The organism is Vallitalea longa (assembly GCF_027923465.1).
GTDB lineage: Bacteria > Bacillota > Clostridia > Lachnospirales > Vallitaleaceae > Vallitalea > Vallitalea longa.
This window is the reverse complement of record NZ_BRLB01000004.1, coordinates 1-24,745: the sequence shown is the minus strand read 5'-3', so window position 1 is coordinate 24,745 and position 24,745 is coordinate 1. Positions and strand designations below refer to the sequence as shown.

At 30.3% G+C, this 24,745-nt stretch carries 19 protein-coding genes and 1 other annotated feature; all 19 genes read right to left on the bottom strand.

All coding sequences use genetic code 11. The features are described 5' to 3' along the window. Positions 1-100 precede the first annotated feature (100 nt). Positions 101-1,363, bottom strand: a complete 1,263-nt coding sequence (gene hisS / locus QMG30_RS09450; protein WP_281814870.1) for a histidine--tRNA ligase — start codon at positions 1,361-1,363, stop codon at positions 101-103. A gap of 112 nt (positions 1,364-1,475) precedes the next feature. Next, positions 1,476-1,713 (bottom strand) — a binding site (T-box leader). A gap of 128 nt (positions 1,714-1,841) precedes the next feature. After that, positions 1,842-4,508: a leucine-rich repeat domain-containing protein gene (locus QMG30_RS09445; RefSeq protein WP_281814869.1), complete on the bottom strand. Its 2,667-nt coding sequence runs from the start codon at positions 4,506-4,508 to the stop codon at positions 1,842-1,844. Positions 4,509-4,604: 96 nt separating this feature from the next. Next, on the bottom strand, positions 4,605-5,378 hold the full coding sequence (trpA, locus tag QMG30_RS09440) for a tryptophan synthase subunit alpha (protein WP_281814868.1): 774 nt from the start codon (positions 5,376-5,378) through the stop codon (positions 4,605-4,607). 126 nt (positions 5,379-5,504) lie between these two features. After that, positions 5,505-6,674, bottom strand: coding sequence for a tryptophan synthase subunit beta (trpB, locus tag QMG30_RS09435; protein WP_281814867.1), 1,170 nt, complete (start codon positions 6,672-6,674; stop codon positions 5,505-5,507). 123 nt (positions 6,675-6,797) lie between these two features. Then, complete coding sequence (locus QMG30_RS09430) at positions 6,798-7,403, bottom strand: phosphoribosylanthranilate isomerase (RefSeq protein ID WP_281814865.1); 606 nt, start codon at positions 7,401-7,403, stop codon at positions 6,798-6,800. Then, positions 7,393-8,178, bottom strand: a complete 786-nt coding sequence (gene trpC / locus QMG30_RS09425) for an indole-3-glycerol phosphate synthase TrpC (RefSeq protein ID WP_281814864.1) — start codon at positions 8,176-8,178, stop codon at positions 7,393-7,395. The genes QMG30_RS09430 and trpC overlap by 11 nt, the downstream gene beginning before the upstream one ends. Beyond that, positions 8,168-9,205: an anthranilate phosphoribosyltransferase gene (gene trpD, locus QMG30_RS09420; protein ID WP_281814862.1), complete on the bottom strand. Its 1,038-nt coding sequence runs from the start codon at positions 9,203-9,205 to the stop codon at positions 8,168-8,170. Before trpD ends, trpC begins: the two co-directional genes overlap by 11 nt. Before the next feature lie 6 nt (positions 9,206-9,211). Continuing rightward, complete coding sequence (locus QMG30_RS09415) at positions 9,212-9,778, bottom strand: anthranilate synthase component II (protein ID WP_281814861.1); 567 nt, start codon at positions 9,776-9,778, stop codon at positions 9,212-9,214. An 18-nt stretch (positions 9,779-9,796) separates the two neighbouring features. Continuing rightward, positions 9,797-11,188: an anthranilate synthase component I gene (gene trpE / locus QMG30_RS09410; RefSeq protein ID WP_281814858.1), complete on the bottom strand. Its 1,392-nt coding sequence runs from the start codon at positions 11,186-11,188 to the stop codon at positions 9,797-9,799. Between the two features lie 473 nt (positions 11,189-11,661). Further along, positions 11,662-13,131: a coproporphyrinogen dehydrogenase HemZ gene (gene hemZ, locus QMG30_RS09405; protein ID WP_281814856.1), complete on the bottom strand. Its 1,470-nt coding sequence runs from the start codon at positions 13,129-13,131 to the stop codon at positions 11,662-11,664. Between the two features lie 29 nt (positions 13,132-13,160). Continuing rightward, complete coding sequence (locus tag QMG30_RS09400) at positions 13,161-13,787, bottom strand: MBL fold metallo-hydrolase (protein WP_281814854.1); 627 nt, start codon at positions 13,785-13,787, stop codon at positions 13,161-13,163. A 71-nt stretch (positions 13,788-13,858) separates the two neighbouring features. Beyond that, positions 13,859-14,308 (bottom strand): D-aminoacyl-tRNA deacylase, encoded by a 450-nt coding sequence (gene dtd, locus QMG30_RS09395; RefSeq protein ID WP_281814852.1) that lies wholly within the window; start codon positions 14,306-14,308, stop codon positions 13,859-13,861. A gap of 48 nt (positions 14,309-14,356) precedes the next feature. Then, entirely contained in the window at positions 14,357-16,591 is a 2,235-nt protein-coding gene (locus QMG30_RS09390) for a RelA/SpoT family protein (protein WP_281814850.1), read from the bottom strand. A 303-nt stretch (positions 16,592-16,894) separates the two neighbouring features. After that, positions 16,895-17,407: an adenine phosphoribosyltransferase gene (locus tag QMG30_RS09385; RefSeq protein WP_281814848.1), complete on the bottom strand. Its 513-nt coding sequence runs from the start codon at positions 17,405-17,407 to the stop codon at positions 16,895-16,897. 357 nt (positions 17,408-17,764) lie between these two features. Further along, positions 17,765-17,932 carry a hypothetical protein gene (locus tag QMG30_RS09380; protein ID WP_281814846.1) on the bottom strand — a complete coding sequence of 56 codons (168 nt, stop codon included), beginning with the start codon at positions 17,930-17,932 and terminating at the stop codon, positions 17,765-17,767. Positions 17,933-18,192: 260 nt separating this feature from the next. Continuing rightward, positions 18,193-20,277, bottom strand: coding sequence for a single-stranded-DNA-specific exonuclease RecJ (gene recJ, locus QMG30_RS09375; protein WP_281814845.1), 2,085 nt, complete (start codon positions 20,275-20,277; stop codon positions 18,193-18,195). 109 nt (positions 20,278-20,386) lie between these two features. Further along, positions 20,387-22,555 (bottom strand): protein translocase subunit SecD, encoded by a 2,169-nt coding sequence (gene secD, locus QMG30_RS09370; RefSeq protein WP_281814844.1) that lies wholly within the window; start codon positions 22,553-22,555, stop codon positions 20,387-20,389. A gap of 348 nt (positions 22,556-22,903) precedes the next feature. Further along, positions 22,904-24,259, bottom strand: coding sequence for a thioether cross-link-forming SCIFF peptide maturase (gene scfB, locus QMG30_RS09365; RefSeq protein ID WP_281814843.1), 1,356 nt, complete (start codon positions 24,257-24,259; stop codon positions 22,904-22,906). A 135-nt stretch (positions 24,260-24,394) separates the two neighbouring features. After that, a complete protein-coding gene (gene scfA, locus QMG30_RS09360) occupies positions 24,395-24,535 on the bottom strand; it encodes a six-cysteine ranthipeptide SCIFF (RefSeq protein ID WP_113675541.1) in 141 nt (46 codons plus the stop codon). Positions 24,536-24,745: the final 210 nt, after the last annotated feature.

Sequence of the window (24,745 nt, the reverse complement as noted above, 5' to 3'; positions counted from 1 at the left end):
GTTACTATTTGACTTTTATTAAAAAGTAAAATCCAGTTTTTTAGTATTGCTGTATGCAAATAAGTTTTTGTTGTCTTATAATAAATTCATAATCTGTTCTTTATTGAAGATTTTGTTTCATGAATTTAACTATTTCTTTAATAGTAAGATTGGTTTGTTCCCTAGTCTCCATATTCTTAATTATTACAGAGTTCTCTTCCAACTCATTATCACCAATTATAGTTGAATACTTGGATCCTATCTTATTAGCATATTTCATCTGTGCCTTAACACTTCTATTCATCAAATCTGTTTCTGCATAGATGTCATTTTTCCTTAATTCATTAACAAGAGCAAAAGTTGTTTTTTTGGCATTTTCTCCAACATAACCTAAATAGATATCACATTCAGGTTTATATTCGTCAGGACCATTGGCAGCTTCCATAGTCATAATCAATCTTTCTATACCTGCCGCCAAACCAACCGCTGGTGTTGGTGCTCCTCCACATTCTTCTACAAGTTTATCATATCTTCCACCACCACATACAGTTCCTTGAGCACCTATATCGTTTGATATGAATTCAAATACTGTTCTAGTGTAATAATCTAATCCTCTAACAATCCATGGATCAACTACATATTCAATTCCCATAGCATCCAATAGACTAAGTAATTCTTCAAAATGTTCCTTACATTCAGTTCCAAGATTATCTTTAGCGAAAGGAGCATCTTTTAATAGGGCATGACAGCTCTCATTTTTACAATCCAAAATTCTTAAAGGATTCTTCTCATATCTTTCTTTACAAGTAGGACATAACGAATCTATATTTTCACTTAAAAATTCTTTTAATATTGTATTATATTTCTTCCTACATTCTGGACCACCTAAGCTGTTGATATGAAGTTCTACATTATTTATACCTAGATTTTTAAGTAAATTAGCTGCTAGTGAAATAACTTCTGCATCAGCAGTAGGTTTATCAGAACCAAAGAGTTCTACACCAAATTGGTGGAATTGACGATATCTTCCGGCCTGAGGTCGTTCATATCTAAAAGCTGGTGTTAAATAAAATAGTTTTGTAGGTTGTGCATCAGCATACATTTTTCTCTCTAGATAAGCTCTTACTACACCTGCTGTTCCCTCGGGTTTCAATGTAATATTTCTTTTACCTTTATCAGTAAAACTATACATTTCTTTTTGAACGATATCAGTAGTTTCTCCGACACCTCTTTGAAATAACTCTGTATGTTCAAATATAGGAGTCCTGATTTCGTTAAAACCAAAATTAGTACATATTTCATTTACTGTATTTTCGAGCTTTTTCCAAGTATTCATATAACTACCATATATATCTTTAGTTCCTCTCGGTGCATTTGTTAACATATTCAAAACCTCCTTTTTCTTCTTATTTTTATTAAAAATTATATTATAGTTAAGATTTCAAGTATAATAGCTATAATTAAATATACTAAAAAATCCCGTCACTGACTTAATAGTCAGGGACGAGATGTATATAGCCATATGCATTCCGCGGTACCACCCTAATAGAAACAATTCTAGTTTCCGCTCTGAATCCATTAACGGTGATTAACCGTACTCATTTACTTGAATTTATCTTTCAATGAATCACTTAGAGGTGTCTTTCGATTACTGTCTATAAGAAACTTTCCAGCTAAAGGTTTCTCTCTCTGAATAGGTGGTAATAATTTACTTTTCCTCGTCAACGATTTTACATAATTTTATAAAAATAGTTTCTTACAGTTTATTAGTTTATAATACTTTTGTCAAGTACTTTTTCATTTTTGTATGTTTTTTTCTATAAACTATGTAATATGTAGTATGGAACTTTCAACATTTAATTTTATTTATCATAATATAAACCTGTTCTAACATCCTGCCAATTTGTTATGAGTCTAATATAATCCATAGCCCAATAAAATTCTTCATTTCCTTCCTCTTTATTATATGTCGGATCGATTATAGCAGTTCTAATGTATGGTCCTTCTTTATTTTCAGTTCTATAAATTATAGGATACTCTAATGTTAGTGGTTCAAAAATCATATATTGATTAGTGTAATTAGCTAGAACAATATTTCCCTTATCATCAATATCAATTTCTTCTTCAAAAGATGTATCGGACATTCCATTATATAAATATATGGCACTATATGGTGGTAACGTAATCGAATTATTATTCGTCATTAATGTCATATATTCATCACCATATTTCTTTATATAGATGGAATAATCTTCACTGCTATGTATTAAACCAAATTCATTCATTTTATATAGTTTATATATCATTGCTATTGCTTGCTCTTTAGTTACTTCTTTTTTAGGTGCAAACATATTATTGCCTACACCATTTAATACGTTATTACCTGTTAACCTATTAACTGCTTCAATAGCCCAAGTTGATATATTTTGTTCATCGTTGAAAAAAACTATATTTTTATGATCATATTTATCATAACTAATACATAAAAACTTGTCTGCAATAACCGCCATTTGTTCACGTGTCAGTGTTCCCATTGGATCAAATATTTTTTCACCTATACCGTTTATAATATTAAGCTGATACGCTTGTAAAATTCCTTTATCTTGAGTATCAATAAAAGTATCCATTGGTGCTGGTTCAACAATCTCCATGTTTTTCTTCTCAAAAAGCTTCACCATCAAGTTACAAAAATCTTTACGTGTAATTGAATCCTTATACTCTTTTGTTACATTATCAAATAGTAAACCTTTTTCATAAGCTTCTTTAATCGTTTCTTTTGCCCATTCACTTGGAGTTGAACCTTGTGTTTCTCCAAATAACAATTGTTCATGAAGCTGTTTTTTTATAGAGAAGTTCAGTTTCCTATACTTATTATCTTTTGTTACCTTTAAAGTATAATCACCATTATCTTCTATACGCTCACCATTAGAAATTAAATTTCCGTTTAGTTCTCCTGTTCCTTCAAAAAAGATTGTGACTGGACTATTATAGACATTATCATCAATAACACCCAATATTGGTAAATTACAGTCGTGAACAATTACCTTAGTTTCTTCTATTTCTTGTATAGGTTTCTCCTGTTCTTTTTTTGTATTTTTATCAATTGTAAATTCAACTGTTATTTCTTTACCTGTAATATGTGTAACCCTAACAATATAAGAACCGTTATTAGTAAATTTGTCACCGCTATAAAGTATTATATTGGGATTGTTTCTTCCACCTTCTATAACTGGGCAATAAGTTCCTGTACCACCTTCAAATGTAACCATAACATCTCTATCATAAACTTTTCCATCTTCTACACCAGAAAGTGAGAGTTCAGCAATATGTTCTTCTGTCATATCTATCTTCTCTAAATCCAATCCTTTGATGGGACTTAAATCCGTAATATCATTTCCTAATATATAAAGTTTTTTAAGATTGGTAAGATTAGCTAAAGCACTAATATCACTAATGTTATTATTTTCTATACTCAAGTAAGAAAGATTATTTAATCTTTCTAAACTGCTTATGTCTTCAATATCGTTATTATCTATAATAATTTCAGTAAGATTGGATATATCTGCTAATGGGCTGATATCAGTTATTTTATTATTCATCAAGCCTATGCAATCTAAACTAACTAGATCCTTTAATAGAGTTATATCTTCTATCTCATTATCAGAAAGTTCAACGTAAGTCATTTCCTTCATGTTTTTTAATGGAGCGATATTCTTGATTCTATTACCAGCTAAATTAGCATTAATTAATTTAACTGATGATTCTATAGGGCTAATGTCTTCAATATCATTATCTTCCAAATTCAAATATGCTAATACCGTCTTATTCTTTAAAGAATCTATTTCTCTTACATTATTAGCATGAAAACTGACCTGATACAAACGGTCCATATTTTCCAAAGCACTTATATCTTCTATTTGATCAGCTATAAAAAATATTTCTCTCATCGCAATTAAATTTTTTAGAGGACTAATATCTTTTATATAATTGAAGCTCAACTCCAATGATATTAATTCAGTTGAAAATGCTGCATGTTCAAAAGCACTCAAATCATCAATATTACAATTAGTTAAAGATAATATTTTCAATTTGTTTAATTGCATGATTGGATTTATATCCACATTACTAAGATCACAATTATTCAACGTTAGAATACCTAATTCCTTTAGTTTACTTATTGGACTTAAATCTTTGATATCATTTTTATTTAGGTTCAGATAAGTTATATTCTCAGCATATTCTAACCCTGTTAAATCAGTTATCCCTTTATCTTCTAAATCAAAATCATCAAGACACTTATCATAATTGATGCTATCACTTTTACATGCTAACATTTCACCACGTGTTATCTCACCATCTTCATCAGTATCTACCCCGATTTCAATCAATGCATTTTTTAAATTACTATCAGGGAATTCAATAATTAAATCTTCGTCATCTGCTACTATTGTAAGTTTCATACCACAAAGTATTATAATAGTCGTCAAAATCACATATATTAAACGACTAATTTCTTTGTTTTTTACCATATTAGTCCTCCTTATAATAAATTTTCCTAATAACACCATTATAAATTCAATCCAGATGACTGTCAATTATAATACATTTTTTTAGTTATTATTATATCAACCACATAAACCTGCTATATATTCTTTCAATTTTATTGTATCTCCTTTGGAAGCTCTAATTTCATTTACTATAGCTGAACCAACTATGACACCATCTACATCATTCTCCAATTTTTTTATATCCTCTTTACTTGATATTCCGAATCCTACAGCTATAGGTATATCTGATTTTTTCTTAACATCTTGTAGATAGGATTTTATGTCTTTATAGAAGTTGGATTTTTCTCCTGTTACACCTAATGATGACACGCAGTATACAAAACCTTTGCAACCTTCAACTATTTTACTGATTCTATCTTTTGATGTAGGCGCAACTAGAGGTATAAAGCATAGTTTTTCATAATTCATTATCTCTGTTAATTCATCTCTCTCTTCTAAAGGTAAGTCTGGAATTATTAATCCATCAACACCTGTTTCTTCACATCTCTTTATGAATCTTTCTTTTCCATATATTATGATAGTATTATAATATACTAGAAAAACAAGAGGTACATCTGTATTTTTCCTTATGTTCATAACAGACCTAAATATCTTATCGACAGTAATACCCGCGTTAAGTGCTCTTTGTCCTGCTGCTTGTATTACTGGTCCATCTGCTAGAGGATCAGAAAAAGGAATTCCAAGCTCAACAATATGAGTACCTCCTTCTTCTAATGCATATACGAATTCTTCTGTTTTATCAAGGTTGGGGTCACCTGCTGTTATATATCCAATAAATGCTTTTTGGTTATTTAATTGTAAGTTTTCAAATTTCTTATTGATTCTATTCATTTTCTCAACTCCGTTTTCTTTATTTTATCTTAGATATTTATTTCTACAAAATATAGCTTCTCTAGTTTCTAATCATAGTGTATATCACATATGATATATCTTTTATGCTGATATGATAATGAATTGTTAGAAATCAAGTATTGTCTGTACATCTTTATCTCCTCTTCCGGATACATTGATAACTACAATATCATCCTTGTTCATCTTAGGAACTACTTTCACAGCATACGCCACCGCATGAGAACTTTCCAATGCTGGTATTATACCTTCTGTTTCAGATAATAGTCTAAATGCGCTAACAGCTTCTTGGTCTGTAACAGACTCATATATTGCTCTACCCGATTCGTGTAAATACGAATGCTCTGGTCCTGTTCCTGGATAATCTAATCCAGCTGATATTGAAAAAGCTGGTTTTATATTACCATCATCATCAGCTAACAGATAAGTTTTCATACCATGAAGTACACCAACTTTCCCGTTAGCACCTTCTGATAATACTGCTGCATGTTTTCCTGTATTGATGCCTTCTCCCCCTGCTTCAACACCTATTAATGTTACATCTTTATCTTCTATGAATGGATAGAAGATACCTGCTGCATTGCTTCCTCCTCCAACACAAGCTATTACAGCATTTGGAAGTTTGTTCTCTTTTTCCAAGATTTGTTCTCTTGCTTCGTCCCCGATTATTCTTTGGAAATCTCTAACCATTGTTGGATATGGATGAGGACCTACTACAGAACCAATAACATAAAAAGTATCCTCCACCAATCTTACCCACGCCCGAATGGCTTCATTAGTAGCATCCTTCAAAGTTCCTGTTCCAGATACTACTGGCTGCACTTTCGCGCCTAATAACTTCATCTTGAAAACATTAAGTTTCTGCCTTTTTATATCTTCTTCTCCCATAAATACTGTACATTCCATACCGAATAGTGCTGCTCCTGTGGCTGTTGCGACTCCATGCTGTCCAGCTCCCGTTTCAGCAATAACTTTTGTTTTTCCCATTCTCTTAGCAAGGAGTAGTTGTCCTATTACATTATTGATTTTATGGGCTCCTGTATGATTAAGGTCCTCCCTTTTCAGATATATCTTAGCTCCATTTAATTTTTTGGTTAATGTTTCTGCATAGTATAGAGGAGATTTTCTTCCTACGTATTCTTTTAAGTAATATTTATATTCTTTAATGAAATCTTCATCTACTCTATATTTTTCATATGCTTTTTCAAGTTCTATTAGAGGATACATTAATATTTCTGGTACATATTGTCCTCCGAATATTCCAAATTTTGTATTCATACTAATACCTCCAAATTTTTATTACATAATATTATTTTTTCATACTATCAATTCAAGTAGTTAATTCACTACAGTCTGAAACGACATATTATCTATAAAATATTCAATTTTATCTATTTATTACTAATACCACTTATTAAATAATTCTTTGATTTTATTTTCATCTTTCATTATATTAGTTTCTACCCCTGAATTTACATCTATAATCTGAGGTTTCACTATATCTACAGCTTCAATTATATTTTCAGGTTTCAATCCACCTGCCAAAATGACTTTATTATGTTTAGAGATGTTTTTTACAAGATGCCAATTGAATATCTTACCTGTACCACCTTTTTTACCTTTATAATAGGTATCCAATAAAATGCCATCTATACCCTTATATGAGTCAATAGCCTCTAGACTTTCCTTATTACTGACTGCGATACTTTTCCATATTGGATATTTGATTTTCTTACAATATTCATTATTCTCATTACCGTGCAACTGTACAATATCCAATTTACATGTACTTGCCAATTCATTAATACGGCTAACTTCTTCATCAACAAATACTCCTACTGCTTTGATATTTTTTCTGACATTATCTCTAAGCTTCATTACCATTTCTTGTGTTACCTGTCTTTTACTAGGTGCGAAAATAAATCCTATATAGTTTACTGGATATTCGTTTATTATATTAATTTCGTCTATATTCTTTATACCACATATCTTAATTTCAGGAATCATAAAATAATCTCATCTCCTTAGATAATTTCTTAATGTTATCACATCTCATGAAACTCTCTCCTACCAATATTCCATCAATATGAGCATCTTTCAAGTTCTTAAGATATTCTAATCTATTGATACCACTTTCACTTATGGTCAAGATATCCTCAGGGATGTGTTTTCTTAATTTCAGAGTGTTGTTTATATCTGTTTTGAATGTTTTCAAATCTCTATTGTTGATACCTATAATCTTAGCTCCTGCTTTTACTGCTCTATCTATTTCTTCCTTAGTATGAACTTCTACCAATGCATCCATTGATAATCCATGAGCAACGGTTATGAATTCATTAAGTTTTTCTTGGTCAAGCACCGCTACAATAAGCAGTATACAACTAGCTCCTAATACCTTAGCGTTATATATTTGATTAATATCTATAATAAAATCCTTGCAGAGAGTAGGTATTTTAACATTATCACTTACATGTTTCAAATAACTGTCTCTTCCTAGAAAGTAATCTTCTTCTGTTAACACAGATATTGCATCAACACAATTATCATAAATAGAAGATAACACCAAAGGATTAAAATTTTTTTTGATTAATCCTTTTGAAGGTGATGCCTTCTTAATTTCACCTATTATAGATAAACCTTTTTTTCCAATTGCGTCATAGAAAGAAGGTCTATCACCGGTTTTGCTGATTTTCTGTAATAATCTATGGCTATTGAATTGTTTTTGTTTGATTCTCATTTTCTTTTTGTTTATGATATCTTCTAAATATATTCTATCTCCCATTTAAATCTTCTCCCTTAAATTTATTGGAGTAGTCAACATATTTTTGTAATTTCATTAATGCTTTCTTTGAATCTATCATATCACTAGCTATATCAATACCATGTCCTATTGATTTAGCTTTTCCAGCAATATAAATCGCCGCCCCTGCATTAAGAACTAATATATCTCGTCTACTACCTTGTTCCCCTTTTAATATGTTGGTGATTATCTCAGCATTTTCTTTAGCTGTACCCCCTACAATATCATCCATATGAGCTCTTCTTAATCCATAGTCTTCTGGATTTATTTCATAAGTCTTAATAGTGTCATTATTTAATTCAGTAATTTTACTGGCAGAGGTTATTGTAAGTTCATCCAAACCGTCTTTTCCATGGACTACTAGAGCCCTTTTTACTCCAAGATTGTTAAGAACATGAGCTATTTTCTCTGTAATACTTTCATCATATACACCCATTATCTGTACTTTTGTATTGGCTGGATTAGCTAATGGTCCAAGTATGTTGAATATTGTTCTGAAACCTAACTCTCTTCTAACAGATGCAACATGCTTCATAGCCTGATGGTACTTAGGTGCATATAAGAAACATATACCTATATCTCTTACCATTGACTCTGATTGACTCTTAGTAAGACCAATATTGGCTCCAAGTGCTTCTAATACATCTGCACTACCACATCTACTGGATACTGAACGATTGCCATGTTTAACAACATCTATTCCTGCTGCCGCTATCACTAATGATGTAGCAGTAGAAATGTTATATGTTCCAGATCCATCGCCACCTGTTCCACAAGTATCCATTGTATCTAAATCATCTAGATTCATCTTATCTGCTTTGATTCTAAGAACTTTTGCCCCTCCTGTTATTTCATCTATCGTTTCACCTTTTATAGTCATAGCAGTCAAAAAACTTGCTAACAGACTATCACTTACTTTTCCTGTCATTATGTTATCTAATGAATCCATCATCTCTTTTTCTGATAGATTGATTCCTTCTTTCAACTTGCTGATTGTGTCCTTTAACATATCAAATCACTCCTTGTGCATAAAGTTTTTTATCAGTTTCTTACCTTCAACCGTCATAATTGATTCAGGATGAAATTGCAATCCTGTTATGTCAAGTTTTTTATGTTCAACTGCCATAATCTCGCCATCATTTGCGGAAGCCATAATTTCTAAGCAAGAAGGCATACTAACTTTTTCTATAGCTAATGAATGATATCTTGCTACTTTTAATGGATTTTCTATATTTCTGAAAATACCTTTGTTATTATGTCTTATCACACTCATTTTACCGTGATGCAACTTCTTAGCATGAATTACATTTCCTCCAAAAGCTCTTCCAATACATTGATGTCCAAGGCATATACCGAGAATAGGTATCTTTCCTGCAACTCTCTCTATGATATCTAGACAATTTCCTGCATCATCTGGTGTTCCTGGCCCTGGTGATATGACCAATCTATCAGGATTAATCTGCAATATTTCTTGACCAGTTATTTTATTGTTCCTATATACTCTTATATCATCATCATATTCTCCAATATATTGATATAAGTTATAGGTAAAAGAATCATAATTATCAATTATTATTACCATATCTATCTTCCTCTCTTATTAACTATTGATTGCTGCTATTAAGGCTTTTACTTTATTGTTGGTCTCTTCATATTCATTCTCAGGAATAGAATCTGCTACAATACCAGCTCCTGCTTGTAGATATATTTTATTGTCTTTTACTACCATAGTCCTTATTGCAATACACATATCCATATCTTCATCGAATCCGAAATAACCAACTGCTCCCCCATATACACCTCGTTTTTCTTTCTCTAACTCATCTATAATCTCCATTGCCCTTATTTTAGGTGCTCCTGATAAAGTACCGGCTGGAAGGAAAGCCATTAACACATCAAACATATCTTTATCTCCCCTTTTCGTTCCCTGAACCAATGAAACCAGGTGCATTACATGAGAATACTTTTGTACCTTCATGAAAGATGCAAGTTCAACACTGGATATTTTTGATACTTTTCCCATATCATTTCTACCAAGATCTACAAGCATTATATGTTCTGCTTTTTCTTTCTCATCGGCTAACAGGTCTTTCTCAAGTTCTCTATCTTCTTTATCATCTTGTCCTCTTTTTCTTGTTCCTGCTATAGGACAGTTGAATATTTTACCCTTCCTCAATTCCACAAGCATTTCAGGGGAACTGCCTATTACATAATAGCTGCCGAAATTAAAGTAAAACATATATTTTGAAGGATTGACTTGTCTTAGTTTCCTGTATAGTTCAAAAGGATATATATTGCTTTTACCACTCCATCTTCTTGATAATACAACTTGAAATATATCACCATCATTAATATATTCTTTCGCTCTGCTGACCGCTTTGTTGAATTCTTCTTCTGTGATATGACTGTTGAATGAAACTTTTTCATGGTTTGGTATCATTTCTTTCGTTATTGTAGTTTCCAATATGCTATTTCGTATCTCAGTAATTTTTTTATAGGCTGTTTCTTCTGATTTTCCGCCTTCTTCTTCAAGGACAATTATATTAATCTTATTTAGAAAATGGTCATATGCTATAAGCTCTTTGACGAACATCATATGTGAATCTGGTAGATCAACATTATCCATGTTTTGATTTGGCAGATATTCATATTGTCTTACTATGTCATAACCTACTGTTCCCACAGCACCCCCAATAAATGGAATATCTGTTGTATTTTTCAAATTATATTTTCCAATGTATGATTTGATTATCTCTAGTACATTACCTGATTCTTTTCTTTGGATACCTTCTTCTGTAATTGTTACTTCTTGTTCATATGCTTTAATTTCTAGATAGGGATTGTTACATAAAAATGAATATCTTCCATCTTTATCTTTGCTTTCAAGTAGAAATCCTTTATTATCTTTTACATATTTATTGAATAAAGTTATTGGGGTTTCTGTATCACCAGAAAATGTTCTAATATAGGGTATTAGTTTTATCTTATTCATTGAATTTGCCTCCTATCAATTCTCTTATAACGACAAAAAACCACTTCGCCCCTATTGGGACGAAATGGTTTTTCGCTAATGCCACCCAACTATAGATTGTGTGGCTATCCTAATATCTATTTCATGTATGAAATAGATTTATAAATAAAAAAACGGTACTTTCGTCATGTTGAGACGAAATACCGTTATACCACTCAATTCTATGCTATCTTCAGATACGGAAATAATATTCGATATCCTAACTCAATAACGGGAGTTCCCGGCATCAACTACTTGGTAACAATTACCTTTCATCTAGCATCTCATGGAGCCATTCCTGTTTTTTATCTATACCGTACCTCACACCTAACGACGGCTCGCTGTAATAAATCAAAAAAAGTACTACTTCCAATCAAAGAATTTATTAATATTTATCAGATTATAACACGAATTATTTTATTTGTAAATATAATTTTATTATAATTTTTATGCAATTACTTATTCAACAGCTCATTTGTTTTTCTATCGATCATCTCATCAATGCGATCAATATACAATCCAACATCTTTGACATTTTCTATTCTTTCAATCCTATTATTCTCTTTATATACGATTTTTGAAACAGAGCCTGCACCAAGGGCAATAATGGATTGCGCTTCTTCCATTATCTCTATATTATAAATACATTCTTTTCCTTTAACACAGTAACCTACGTTTTCATAATTACCTACCATATTTTTTTGTCTATACATATAATAGGGTTCTAGTCCCATCGATTTGGATTCATGATAAACCATATCTATCATTTCTTGAATTTCAATATCAGTTGTCAAATGATATTTATTGATAGTTTCCTTTAATCTTGACGCACGTTTAACAGCCATTGTATGAACAGTTAGACTTTCAGGACTTAGCCTTTTAATTTGACTCATGGTATTTTTAACATCATCATATGTTTCCTCTGGTAGTCCGAGAATAAGGTCCATATTAATATTGTCAAAGCCAACTTTTCTAGCCATAGCAAATGCTGTATATATGTCTTCTACAGTATGACGTCTTCCAATTATCTTCAATGTCCTGTCATTCATGGTTTGAGGATTAATTGAAATTCTAGTAACACCATACTTCTTTAGTATATTTAATTTATTAACATTAATAGTATCTGGTCTACCCGCTTCAACTGAAAATTCTTCAAGCATATTTACATTAAAGTTCTTATCTATCATTAACATTAATTCATCTAATTGCTCTTCATTAAGAGATGTTGGGGTTCCGCCACCTACATATATGGTTTTGACTTTCTTGCCTTTCAATAATTCTTTTGATACATAACGCATTTCTTTATTAAGGGCTTCAAGATAATCAGCAACATGTGATTTCCACTTATCTATTGGGTAAGATGTGAAAGAGCAATATAAGCATCTTGTAGGACAAAAAGGTATGCCTATATATATGTTTATCTCATTATCCTTATTAGTATTTAACGTTTTAATTTCATTCCTTGCGATTTCCATCATCAAATTTATTTTTAATGGAGAAATCTTATTATAATTTGCAAGATGCCATTTTATTTTTTCTTCATTGAACCCGTATTTATCAATTAAATCAAAAACAATCTTAGTAGGTCTTATCCCTGTAAGAATTCCCCAAGGTTGACTTTTACCCGTTACCTTCGAAACTATATTATATATTAATATCTTCAATGATTTTTTGGTTTCTTTTCTTCTTTCTAACGGTTCTTTTGGTAATTCATCAATATATTTTTTATCAAAGCTACTGGACTCCATCACTTTACCATTTTCATAATATACCGCTTTGAAATATTCATCGCAAATTATTGTTTCAATGGTAATGCCTTCCCTAGATACTGATTCTACAATTTCATAATGTTCATCATGGAAAAATAGATTAAGCAACATCTTTATCTCATATTCATAATTATGACCTTTTAATAATAAAAACATCTATTTTCTACTCCTATTTTAACAAATTATTAACACATGTATATATTAGATTTTCTTTCATATCCAATAGTAGTTTGAAAACCATGTCCAGGATAGACTTTTGTTTCTTCCGGAAGACACATTAACTTATCTTTTATATTCTCTATTAATGAATTTCCAGGTCCATCAAAAAAATCAGTTCTACCTATAGAACCTGCAAATAAAGTATCCCCACATAATAAAATATTGTTTTCCTCATTATAGTAACATACACTTTCTGGTGAATGTCCAGGAACTACAATACATTCAAATTCCAATTCTCCGAATTCAAGAGTGTCTTTATCATGAATTACTTCATCATTCTCCACCGTAACAGCATTCCTCATTAATCTTAAAGATAAATTTTCATTAGGATCAGCCATATTCTTTCCTTCGATTTCAGTTGTAAATACAGCTACCCCGAATCTATCTCTTATCGCATCAACTGCACCTATATGATCAAAATGCCCATGCGTTACTAAAATTCCCATCAATTGTAAGTTCTTTTCTTCTATGAATCTTATAATTCTATTTTCATCCCCAGCTGGGTCTATTACTACTGCATCTTTACTTTGTTCATCATATACAACATAAACATTTGTTTGCAAAATACCTAACATCATTGTTTTAACTTTCATTATAAATCCTCCTCTTACAAAATGATAGCCAATAATAGAATGATTCCACTATCTATTTTGCCATACTCATGCTAAAACATTTTATCACTATCTAAAAGTAAAGTTACAGGTCCATCATTTAATAGCTCTACCTTCATATCAGCTTGGAACAAACCTTGTTTGATTCCATCATATTTCTCATTAGCTCTTTTCATGAATTCTTCAAATATGATTCTTGCCTTATCAGGTTTAGCAGCTGATGAATAGCTAGGTCTACGTCCTTTTCTACAATCACCATACAAAGTAAAGTTCGGCACGATACATATTTCACCGTTAACATCTTTTACTGATAGATTCATTTTATCTTCACTATCTTCAAAGATTCTAAGATTTATTATCTTATCAAGCATATAATCATATACTTTCATATCATCAGTATCTAAAAATCCTACTAATACTAATAAACCTTTACCAATTTCTCCAATCACTTCACCTTCGACTTCAACAGATGCTTGTTTAACTCTCTGTATAACAACTCTCATATGACTACTATCCTTTCTTACTACGTTTATTGCAAGTATTGCATAATATTAGCTATTAGTTCTTATTATTTCCTCCACGCCCTCAATACCATTTAATTTTTTAGTCAACTTGGTTAATTGATTGACTCCATTGATATCCATAGTTACATTAAAGATAGATTTATCACCTTTAATTGAACGAGCATTTAATGATTTTACAGGTATTCTTTCTTCTGTTAATACCTTAGATATATCTACTAACAAACCTACTCTATTAGAGCTGATTATTTGAATTTCGACTTGATACAAACGACTAGACTCTTTTTCATCTAGATTCTGCCATTCTGCTTCTATTAATCTATGTCTTTCCAACTCTGATAAGTTAATAATATTACTGCAATCCGTTCGATGTATCGACACACCTCTTCCTCTTGTTATAAATCCGATTATCTCATCACCTGGAACAGGATTACAACATTTACTGAATCTAACAGCTAGGTCTTCCACACCTTTTACGACAATTCCACTTTTAGATTGTTTAGCTATCGTGTTATTAACAGTAAACACTTCTTCGACTACATCATTGTTTTTATTAATGATTTTAATCTTTTTCTTATATTCTTCATATAATCTATTAACGATTTGTCCTTCTTTTAATCCACCATGTCCTATAGCAGCACATACTGCATCCCAATCTTTAAAACCATATTTTCTCTTAACTACTTGAGTAAATTCTGGTTTGATTATTTCACTAAGCGGTATACCTTTTGCCTTGGTATATTTTTCTATTAGTTCTTTTCCCCTAACAATGTTATCTTCTTTGAATTCTTTTCTGAACCACTGATTGATTTTGCTTTTAGCCTGTGAACTTTTTATTATATTTAACCAGTCTCTACTCGGTCCATGTGAATTCTGAGAAGTTATTACTTCTATTCTATCTCCATTTTTTATTTTATAATCAAACGTTACTATTTTCCCATTAACTCTGGCACCAACCATTTTATTTCCTACAGCGCTATGAATGTGATACGCAAAATCAATTGGGGTCGATCCAGCTGGTAGATCTATAACATCACCAGATGGTGTAAATGCATATACTTGGTCAGCAAAAACATCTAAATCAGATTTCAGAACATCTAGAAATTCCTTATTATCAGACATATCTCTTTGCCATTCAAGGATTTGTCTTAACCAATTCAACTTTTGTTCTTCACTCTGTTCAATAGATTCCGTTGTTTTACCTTCCTTATATTTCCAGTGAGCGGCTATACCGTATTCCGCAGTTCTATGCATTTCATACGTTCTGATTTGCATTTCAAAAGGTTCACCTTCAGGACCTATAACAGTTGTATGCAAAGATTGATACATATTAGGTTTCGGCATAGCGATATAATCTTTGAATCTTCCTGGAATCGGCTTATACATTTCGTGTATTACACCCAATACTCCATAACAATCTTTTACTGATTCTACAATAGCTCTTACTGCGAATAAGTCATATATCTGATCGATCGTTTTATTTTGACCAATCATCTTTTTATAAATACTGAAAAAGTGTTTTGGCCTCCCCTCTACTTCCGCACTTATTTCAATCTTATCTATTTCAATTTTAATATCTTTAACGATCTTATCTACAAAATTAATCCTATCGTCTCGTTTTCTAGCGATTTTATCAACTAGATCATAATAAGCATCAGGATTAATATATCTAAAAGATAAGTCTTCTAATTCAATTTTAAATTTTGAAATACCTAACCTATGAGCTAGAGGAGCATATATATCCAACGTTTCTTTTGCAATTTTTTTTTGTTTTTCCTCTGACTTATATCTTAATGTACGCATATTATGAAGTCTATCAGCAAGTTTGATAAGTATTACACGTATATCTTTTGACATAGCCAGAAACATTTTTCTATAATTCTCTGCTTGTATTTCTTCTTTATCTGTAGAATAAGGAATTTTTTCTAATTTAGTTACTCCATCAACTAATAGAGCTACTTCTTTACTAAATTCATTTGTAATATATTCTATAGTATATTCTGTATCTTCTACAACATCATGAAGTATACCAGCTATAATTGATTCTTTATCAAGCTCTAATTCAGCTAATAGATGAGCAACTGCTAGAGGATGAATAATATAAGGTTCCCCTGATTTTCTAAGCTGCCTTTCATGAGCCAGCTTAGCTAGAGCATATGCTTTTTTAATCATGGAAAAATCTTCAGATGGATGGTATTTTTTAATTGCTTTTAATAAATCCATATAAATTTTATCAGGCATTTCATCACCGCTTCTAATTAACATTTTAATATCTTTATTTTGATGAATCTAATATATCTATATATTATAGTTATTTTTCCTACAAAATGCAAGAATTATTGCACTGTAACCTTCAATCAAATTGTTACAACCAAATATTACCTCTAATATATTAATTTTTAATATATAATATACACAATTATTCAATAATATTTATTAATATCATTTATCCTATGTTAATTTCTTTATAATAAATTATTTCATTTTATCAAATTAATCAATTAATGTATTATAATTAAATAAAAATAAGACCTTTACTCATCCATCTTGTAAGTAAAGGTCTTATTTTTACTTATGAATTATTGAATCCACATTATAATTCTTTAATTTATCTCTACCTTTTAGAAAGTCTAATTCAATCAAATATAATAATTTTACTACTTCTCCTCCTAGACTTTCTACTAATTCTACAGTAGCTTTAGATGTTCCACCTGTAGCTAACAAATCATCTATAATTACAACTTTATCACCTGGTTTTATAGCATCGACATGCATCTCGATAGTAGCCGTTCCATATTCTAAAGCATATTCTTTACTCTTAGTTTTATATGGTAGCTTACCTTGCTTTCTTATAGGTAAAAAACCTTTACCCATATTATATGCTACTGGTACACCAAAAATAAAGCCTCTTGATTCTGGTCCGATTATGTAATCAAATTCAACCCCTTCTAGTTTTTCTTGAATCTGATCAATTGAAGCTTTTAATCCTTCTGGATTTTGTAAAATAGTAGTGATGTCATAAAATAAAATACCTTCTTTTGGGAAATCAGGTACTTCTCTTATAATAGTTTTAAGATCCATACTTATTACTCCTTTTTTCATAATACCTCATAAGGAATTTAATATAGGCTATCAGTATATAAAAAATTGTTATTTCATTAGTTTACTTATATAAAGAATAATTACCTTACAAAGGATATTAAATTTTCAATTTTTATTTTACTAATATTAAACTTCTTAAGAAATATATAAGTATGAAATAGTTAATATTCTTCTTTGACCTTATGAAAATTCATTTCACTTATACTTTTTTTATCATTTAATAAGATTATATATAATATTAGTAAACATACAATATAAGTATACCAAATTTAATCAGTTCTAGCAAAGCTTTTTAGATTTTTTAGCAATTATTTATTTATATCACTTAATTATCGCTTAGAAAAAGAGCTCTAAGAACTTAATGAGTAATACTACAAATAATATTCCAGCTATTACAGGTACAAAAGCAATTAATGAATCTATTCCTAATAATAATGAAAACACTACAAAGCAAAAAACAATTGAAATGAAATCAACAAGTAATTTTTCATTATATTTTTTCATCTAACCCCTTTGTATACCCTCCCTTATTCATTACAGTTTTATTTAATATAATTTACTATTTGACATTAAATTATATTTTAAATATTATACTTGTATTATAGTTGATTTGTATTACATGTGCAATATGTCAACGGATTTTATTGTATAATAAAGTGATATTTGTTAATTATCAATATATTCATTTGTTTCAGTGTAAAAAAGTATATATTCTAAAGAAATAATTTCAATTAACTATTTATATTTATTCACAATTAACTAATTTAATTATTTATTTCTAACTTCATGTATGTACTGGATTCTTCTAACCTTACTTTCATCCCTTTATTTAATTTGAATGATAAATTCATTTTATCATATGTATAACTTAATAATTTCAGTTCGTTAAATATTTGCAGGCATATTAATAAAGTACATACTTTATTTGATTGTTTGAAATTAATTATTTTCATTAATCTGGTAATGGTTATATGGTCAACATTATGTTTCTCTTGACTTAAAAGTGCCCTATACAAGGTTTCAAAGTCCTGTCGCGTAGGAATCAAATTTTCGTTTCTAAGAAATAATGTAGATTCTTTACTGAAATTAGTGTTAATCATATTTTTAAAGATTTGATAATATTTTTCGATATCATTAGTAAAATCATTATTAGGATTAATATCTTTCAACATTATCTGAGGTTTTTTAGTTCCATTCCACTCATTAATATTTAATGTACCCAATAATGCTATCTCAGTAGAAATGTTAACTGAATCATAATATTCAGCCATTCCAAAACCTATTCCGTCTATATTATTTTTATTATAATCAACAACCATCTTCAAATGATTGTTTTCCTTTCCTATTTTCCTAACATCATTTACCTTTCCTTTACATATGAATTTTGGTTCAGGGTTACCAACACCATAAGGTTCAAGCTTAATTATCTCTTCTATAAGTGGTATATCAATTTCATTAATATTGATTTCCATATCAGCAGTAAGCTTAGGAGTTAGTGTGTCAGATTTCATATTATCTTGTGCATATTTATTCACACCATTCCTAAGTTCATCAATCAATTCATCCTTTAGTGACATACCTGCTGCCATTTCATGTCCACCAAATTTAAGGAATAGGTCTTTTACAGAACATAGCGCTTCAAATATATTAAAACCTTCAACACTTCTTGCAGAACCAGTAGCGATACCATCTTCAACACTTAGTAATATACTAGGCCTATAATATTTTTCTGTAATTCTTGAAGATACGATTCCAATAACTCCATGATGCCAATTATTAGAAGAAACTACAATCACTTTAGTTGAATCTACATCTATTGTTCGTTCTATAATATGTACAGCTTCATCATATATACTTTGCTCTAATTCCTGCCTAGTTATATTTTCTTCATTAAGCCTCTCAGCTATGTGAGCTGCTTTGTCTTTGTCTTTTGTAACAAATAATTCTACACCTCTTTTAGCATCACCAAGTCTACCTGCTGCATTAAGTCTTGGAGCGATACGAAAGCCAATAATTCCTGCTGTAATTTTACCTTCCCTGTTAGTACCGGCCACTTTGATTAGTGATTTCAGACCGATATTCCATGAATTCTGCATAGTTTCAAAGGCTAGTTTAGTTATGATTCTATTTTCATCTATGAGAGGCACAATATCAGCTACAGTACCAACTGCTACTATATCCATATATTTCCATATAGATTCTACATTATCTAATTTTTCAGATAATGCATGTATAAGTTTAAATGCAACACCTACTCCAGCTAACATATCAAATGGATAATTGCAGTCTTTTCTCTTGGGATCAATGACAGCTATTGCATTTGGAATACTCTCCTGACACTCATGATGATCGGTTATTACTATATCCAACCCTAGGGTATTTGCATAGTCTACTTCTGATATCGCAGTTATACCTGTATCCACTGTTATAAGTAACTGAGTATTATCAATATGTATTCTTTCGATAGCCTCATTATTAAGCCCATATCCTTCTTTTAATCTATTAGGTATATAATAATTGACCTTTACTCCGTTTTCTTCTAAAAACATATATAAAATTGATGTACTAGTAATACCATCGACATCATAATCACCATATATAGTAATGTTTTCTTTGTTTTCAATTGCCTTTAAAATACGTTCCACAGCTTTATCCATATCTTTTAACAAATATGGATTATAGAATTTGTCTTTATCGGCATTAAGAAATCTAACGATTTCATCTTCCATAACTATATTTCTATTAGATAATATAGTTGCTATGATTGTAGAGAATCTATATTTTTTTGATAGATCATCTATCAATTGTTCATTTTTTTGTTTTAAATTCCATTTGTATTTTGGTTTCAATCATATACCTCCATTTTAAAGAGCTATTACTCCTAGTAGTTTTCCTAAATTCATTTTTCTATAATTTAAAAAAACCTCTAACAAAAAATTGTTAGAGGTTTTTTTTCATTTATCTTTGTGGTTGACGCGCTCTTTGAATTCTTTGCTCTTCTTTTCGTTTAAATACATACCATAATGGACTTGCAATAAATATAGAAGAATAAGTACCTGAAAGTATACCAACCATTAATGGTAATGCGAATTCTCTTATTGATGCAACACCAAGTACATAAAGCACTGCAACCATAACAAATGTTGTAAGTGAAGTATTTATTGAACGTGACATAGTTTGACTTATTGAAGTATCAACAGCACCTTTAAAGTCTCCACGTTTCATATATTTTTGATTTTCACGAACACGGTCAAATAATACTATAGTATCATTAATGGAATAACCAACAATCGTTAACATCGCTGCAATAAATGAATTATTAATTGGTATCCTAAATAATGAATAAACAGCTAATACAATAAATACATCATGAAGTAATGCCACTACTGCACTAACACCGAATCTATAATCCTTAAATCTTAGTGTAATATATATCAACATACAAATTGAGGCTAATATTATTGAAATTATAGCACTTCTTCTCATTTCACTACTTATTGTTGGGCTAATACTTTCACTTTCAATATCAGCAGCAGTTATGCCATATTTTTCACTTAATGATTCTTGTAACTTAGTTCTTGCTTCATTATCTAATTTACTTGTCTTAATAATAACTTGTCCTTTATCTTTTACAGCTTGGAATTGTGGACTTTTATCATTAGTAGCTTCTGTTACTATTGGAGTAAGCTCACTGTCCATTTCAGCTTTACTCATTGTTTTATTTAAATTGACAAGTGTTGTAGTACCACCACTAAATTCTATGTCATAGTTAAGAGGAGTACCTTTTGTACTATTATATATAGGCATTGCAAGAAGTCCGACAACTATAACAATAATAGAAATACTAAACCATACTTTTCTTTTTGCAACAACTTTTAATGCTCTTGTTTTATTAGTGATACCGTATAATTTTCTATTTTTGATACCTATTCCAGCAAATGCTCCTAAAATAAGTCTTGTGATTACTAAAGCAGTAAACATTGAAACAATAATACCAATTGCAAGAGTTTGAGCAAAACCTTTAATTGGTCCAGTTCCCATTAAGTATAAAATAGCTGATGCTATCAAAGTTGTAATATTACCATCTAAAATAGCAGTAGTCGCTTTTTTGAAACCAGCTTTTAGTGAAGCTCTAAGCGTTTTCTCAAGAGCTAATTCTTCCTTGATTCTCGAGAAGATAATTACATTGGCATCAACTGCCATACCAACCGATAATATAATACCTGCAATACCAGGTAATGTTAATGTAAGTTTAAATATACTTAATATTATAATTACTAATGAAGAATAGAATACTAATGCGATATCAGCAGCAAGTCCAGGTATTCTATAATATATGATCATGAATAATAAAATCAATGCAAGACCTATAATACCTGCTTTTACACTTGTATTAACTGCTTCTTCACCAAGTGTAGCACCTACTACATTAGATCTTAATTCTTCTAGTTCCAATGGAAGTGCACCTATACGTATATTAGAAGCCATTGTTTCTGCTCTGTCCATACTTCCCATATGATCAATACTAGCTTTTCCATCTGGTATTGGTCCATTTACGATAGGTTCCATTATATTATGACCATTATACGCAATTGCAATTTTTTTACCTACATTTTTTTTAGTAGCTTCATAAAATTTATCTTTACCGCTTTCATTAAGTTCAAGAGATATATAATAAGGATCAGAATTTCCTACTTCAACTTGATTTGATTTCATTGCAGTAGCATCTTTAACATCTTCACCAGTCAAAACAACTTGTCCATCAGGACCGATAAACTCTAGTTTACCTGGTTTCCCAAGTTCTTCTAGTACTTGCTCTGCATCTGTTGCATTAGGAATGTCAACATTAACACGGTCTTTACCTTCTCTGTATACTTGACCTTCAGTATAACCTAATCCGTCAATTCTTTTTCTTATCTTGAAAACTGTATCATTTAATTCTTTATCAGTTGGATCGTCCTTCACAGTAGTATATGTAATACTTACACCACCAGCTAAATCAAGTCCTAACCTTACGTTATTTGCTCCGCCTATTTCTTTGTTTCCTACTCCTTTTACTGCTACAAAAACCGAACATCCAATTATAACAACTAAAAGCAATAGGGTAATAATCTTTTTCCCCTTCATTGCAATAAAATCCTCCTTTGTACATTATCGAATTAAATTTTTTATATCGTATCCATACATTAAGATATCAATATATACTTATAATTTTGTAAGTTATTCAACTCAACTTTACTTCAATGCAGGCAAATAAAAAGTTATAGGCTTGCTTTGCAGAACAAAAATATAGAAAAAAACTCTTATATTTTTATTCTGCAAAACCTTTAAATTGCTTGTCTGCATAAAACTTCAAAGTATAAAAATCGAGTTATTGTTTGATAATTAAGTCCTTGTATCTATAAATATTATAACTTACATACTATGTTAAATTATAAATATTATCTTGTGAATAGTCAAGATAATTGTAAATCATCACTTAAGCATTTCTTTTGCTTTAATATAAATAGCACATTCGACTCTTTTTCTTTCAAGTTCACAGCCTATTTCATAAGTATCATATATATTACCATGGAATTGATATGCATTAGCAGTACATCCTCCACTACAATAGAATTTTGCCCAGCAGTTTTGACATTTTTCTTTTGAATAAACACAACATTCTTTAAATGTATTACGCACAGCTGTATTAGTTATCCCTTCATCAACTGTTCCAAGCTTAAATTCATCTATTCCCACAAATTGATGGCAAGGAAATAAATCTCCCCATGGTGTAACTGCTAAATATTCAGTACCTGAACCACACCCAGAAAGTCGCTTAATTACACAAGGTCCTTGAGATAAATCAATCATGAAATGGAAGAAATTAAAATCTTTGTTTTCTTCTTTTCTTTTAATCATCTCTTCTGCAAGTATATCATATTGTTCACATAAATATGGTATATCTTCTTCCTGTAATGCATAAGGCATATCAGCTGGTGCCACAACGGGTTCTATTGATGTTTGTTTAAATCCTAGATCAGCGAAATGTAATACATCTTTAGCAAAATCAAGATTGTAATGTGTGTAAGTACCTCTTACATAATAATTCTCTTGATTTCTACTTTCCGCCATTTTAATGAATTTAGGTAGAATGATATCATAACTTCCTTTACCATTCTTAGAACATCTCATCCTATCATTTACTTCTTTTCTTCCATCTATACTAAGTACTACATTATACATATTTTCATTAATAAAATCCATTATTTCATCATCAAGTAATATACCATTAGTAGTGATTGTAAATCTAAAGTTTTTATTATATTCTTTTTCTTTTGATCTACCGTATCTAACAATATCTTTTACTACTTCAAAATTCATAAGAGGTTCTCCACCAAAAAAGTCAACCTCAAGATTTCTCCTGTTTCCTGAATTCTCCAAAAGAAAATCTATAGATTTCTTCCCTATTTCACTACTCATAAGTGAACGGTCTCCATGATATTCACCTTCACCAGCAAAACAATACTTACAAGACAAATTACAATCATGAGCTATATGTAAACATAAAGCTTTTACTACAGGTTGTCTTTTTTTGAACTCCAAAATTGCTTCTTTATATGTATCATCAGTAAATAGTAATTCCTTATCAACTAGTTCATTTACTTCATCAATTGATTCTAAAATCGCTTGTTTATCATATTTTGAAGAAAGATTATTAATTAAGTCTTCTTTAGACATTTTTTTATAGTTTTCAATGACATCATAAACAATATCATCAACCACATGAACTGCACCGCTATAAACATCTATAACAATGTTCATACCGCCCATTTTATATTGATGTACCACAATACTCTTCCTTTCTCAATTCATATTAGCATATTTTATATGCTAATCATCATCTTAATCAGTATAATAAGATTAGTTTTTCATCCTATACTTAATATAAGCAGCGACTCTCGTCACTGCTTAATAAACTTATAATTATTTGTTTTCACAAGTTTGATTGCCAACTGTACATGATGTTTTACATGCTGATTGACAGGATGTTTGACACTCACCACATCCACCATTTTTTAAACTCTTTTTAAGAGTAGCTGAATTTAATGTTTTAATATGCTTCATCGTTTTTCCTCCTTTAAGCACATGTTGCTCTAACTTAAAACATTATATCATAATATTGTAGCAATTAAAAGTAGTTTTTAGTAACTATAAATTGCAATATTAAATGTCCGGTATTTTCAAATAAAATTTTATAGTGTAGATATATTGTATTTTTTTAATATCTAGTTTGGCGTAGCGTACCATTTACAATGAGAGAGGCATGTGATAGCC

Excerpts from the sequence above, each read along its gene's own strand:
- secD (WP_281814844.1), bottom strand. The coding sequence starts at position 22,555 with ATGAAGGGGAAAAAGATTATTACCCTATTGCTTTTAGTTGTTATAATT.
- hemZ (WP_281814856.1), bottom strand. The coding sequence starts at position 13,131 with ATGTTTTTATTATTAAAAGGTCATAATTATGAATATGAGATAAAGATG.
- QMG30_RS09400 (WP_281814854.1), bottom strand. The coding sequence starts at position 13,787 with ATGAAAGTTAAAACAATGATGTTAGGTATTTTGCAAACAAATGTTTAT.
- QMG30_RS09380 (WP_281814846.1), bottom strand. The coding sequence starts at position 17,932 with ATGAAAAAATATAATGAAAAATTACTTGTTGATTTCATTTCAATTGTT.
- hisS (WP_281814870.1), bottom strand. The coding sequence starts at position 1,363 with ATGTTAACAAATGCACCGAGAGGAACTAAAGATATATATGGTAGTTAT.
- trpE (WP_281814858.1), bottom strand. The coding sequence starts at position 11,188 with ATGAATAAGATAAAACTAATACCCTATATTAGAACATTTTCTGGTGAT.
- trpB (WP_281814867.1), bottom strand. The coding sequence starts at position 6,674 with ATGAATACAAAATTTGGAATATTCGGAGGACAATATGTACCAGAAATA.
- QMG30_RS09415 (WP_281814861.1), bottom strand. The coding sequence starts at position 9,778 with ATGGTAATAATAATTGATAATTATGATTCTTTTACCTATAACTTATAT.
- trpA (WP_281814868.1), bottom strand. The coding sequence starts at position 5,378 with ATGAATAGAATCAATAAGAAATTTGAAAACTTACAATTAAATAACCAA.
- QMG30_RS09390 (WP_281814850.1), bottom strand. The coding sequence starts at position 16,591 with ATGTTAATTAGAAGCGGTGATGAAATGCCTGATAAAATTTATATGGAT.
- dtd (WP_281814852.1), bottom strand. The coding sequence starts at position 14,308 with ATGAGAGTTGTTATACAGAGAGTTAAACAAGCATCTGTTGAAGTCGAA.
- QMG30_RS09385 (WP_281814848.1), bottom strand. The coding sequence starts at position 17,407 with ATGGATCTTAAAACTATTATAAGAGAAGTACCTGATTTCCCAAAAGAA.
- QMG30_RS09445 (WP_281814869.1), bottom strand. The coding sequence starts at position 4,508 with ATGGTAAAAAACAAAGAAATTAGTCGTTTAATATATGTGATTTTGACG.
- scfA (WP_113675541.1), bottom strand. The coding sequence starts at position 24,535 with ATGAAGCATATTAAAACATTAAATTCAGCTACTCTTAAAAAGAGTTTA.
- QMG30_RS09430 (WP_281814865.1), bottom strand. The coding sequence starts at position 7,403 with ATGATTCCTGAAATTAAGATATGTGGTATAAAGAATATAGACGAAATT.
- trpD (WP_281814862.1), bottom strand. The coding sequence starts at position 9,205 with ATGTTAAAGGACACAATCAGCAAGTTGAAAGAAGGAATCAATCTATCA.
- trpC (WP_281814864.1), bottom strand. The coding sequence starts at position 8,178 with ATGGGAGATAGAATATATTTAGAAGATATCATAAACAAAAAGAAAATG.